Consider the following 1,907-nt stretch of genomic DNA (forward strand, 5'->3'; position numbering starts at 1 on the left):
CATCAATGGTCCGCCTTGCGTCCCGGGGAACACTGCTTTATCAATCGCTGCAGCCCAAGGCTTCCGGCACAGAATCATACCGCCGCGGGGTCCGCGAAGCGTTTTGTGCGTAGTTGTTGTTACAAAGTGGGCGTGTGGAACTGGRCTGGGATGTAACCCTGCCGCAACTAACCCGGCAATATGGGCCATGTCCACGAAGAACAAGGCTCCCACATCATTAGCAATTGAACCTAATGCTTCAAAATCAATGATGCGAGGATATGCGCTGGCACCAGCCACGATCATACGAGGTTTATGCTTGAATGCCAATTTGCGAACCTCATTGTAATCAATAAACCCATCGCTTTCTCTAACTCCATAAGGTATAAAGTTATATAAGATACCGGAAGCATTAACAGGGCTGCCGTGCGTTAAGTGACCGCCATGCGCCAAGTTCATACCAAGAACGGTATCTCCAGCTTTCAGAGCAGCTAAATATACCGCCAAATTGGCTTGTGCGCCGGAGTGTGGCTGCACATTGGCATGCTCTGCGCCAAATATTTCTTTTGCACGATCACGCGCAATATCCTCAACGATATCTACATGCTCACAGCCGCCGTAGTAACGTTTACCCGGATAACCTTCTGCGTATTTATTCGTCAAAACCGTTCCCATCGCTTGCAACACAGCTTCGCTAACGAAGTTTTCAGAAGCGATTAACTCAATTTTATCACGTTGACGGCCAATCTCCAGATTCATTGCCTCAACAATTTTGGGGTCTTGTTTGCGTAATTGCTCCACTGTAAATTGCTCCTTAGCATCGTTTTGTTTAGTTTTGGCTCAAGTAATCTAAATCACCATCTGACAGAACTCTTCTACAATTGTTACTAAGAAGATATCATAGAGCCGCAGCTATAGAGTAACTGGATTTAGCTATATCTAGATATAGCTAATGGCTATATCTACTGTGTATTGAAGTTTATAAAGTAATCTATCTACCCAAGCTGAGGAACTCCAATGAAACGTTCCGTTAAGCTGTCTCAGCAAGTTAGAAGAAAAACCTCAGGCTGCTGAGTCTTCATCGACATATATTTCCGCCGCCAAGCAAGCTCCCCCATTCTCCTCATCTGCTGAAATCTACCTCATATCAAAGGAAAGCTAATCACCCGATTACATATTCGCTTAATTAATTCCCGCTCATGACTAATTACCAATACACCGGCACTCTGCCGTTCAGCCCAGCGCAGCACCGCACGCCAAATTTGCGCTTGTGTAATGGCATCTAGCATGGTAGTCATCTCATCAGCAATTAGATACCGTGTTTCCGCCCCTAGCGCTCTAGCCACACAAATCCGCTGCAGCTCCCCTCCGGACAGCTCATTCGGATATCGCTCTAACCAGTCGTCTTCAATCGATAGTTCAGATCGCATCAAATGGTCCATCATGCCTGATTCTTGCAAGGTTCTTCGCAGTTTCCACCGCGGATTAACCGCTTGTTCAGGATGCTGCAGCACGAACTGGACAGGGTTCCGCGCCCCCTTCCTGTGTGGAACACCGTCCACGCTTACGTGTCCCTCCTGCAGTCCCACATGTCCTGCAAGTAATTGCCCCAGCGTGGACTTCCCGCAACCACTAGGTCCGATGAGTCCTACGATTTCTCCGGCTTCTAATTGAATATCGAGGTTGTGAAACACCCACGCCTCTTTCCCGTAACGATACCCCAAAGATTTCCCCTCAAGCACTATGTATGCACCTGACCCTTCCGTTTCTTACTGTACGCGACTCAGGAGGCTGCTGTTCACATGCCGAAGTAGCCAAAGAACAACGGGGAGCAAATACACATCCTGTCGGCAAAGCATCCGGCAGCGGCTGAGCCCCAGGTAACGGCACAAATTCGTTACCTGGCAGCGCTCTCCATAACGCTTGGG

The 1,907-nt window shown here is 48.4% G+C and carries 3 protein-coding genes; all 3 read right to left on the bottom strand.

Annotated elements, in window-relative coordinates:
- Window positions 1–780, bottom strand: a 780-nt coding sequence (gene glyA, locus AC1DUA_RS38540) for a serine hydroxymethyltransferase (RefSeq protein WP_477504709.1), incomplete at its 3' end; no start/stop codon positions are given.
- A gap of 341 nt (window positions 781–1,121) precedes the next feature.
- On the bottom strand, window positions 1,122–1,721 hold the full coding sequence (locus AC1DUA_RS38545) for an ABC transporter ATP-binding protein (protein WP_477504710.1): 600 nt from the start codon (window positions 1,719–1,721) through the stop codon (window positions 1,122–1,124).
- Window positions 1,714–1,907: oligopeptide/dipeptide ABC transporter ATP-binding protein (locus AC1DUA_RS38550; protein ID WP_477504711.1), on the bottom strand; the 194-nt coding region annotated here is incomplete at its 5' end. The genes AC1DUA_RS38545 and AC1DUA_RS38550, both read right to left, overlap by 8 nt.

The sequence above is a fragment of the Paenibacillus sp. 01T422 genome (assembly GCF_056398785.1).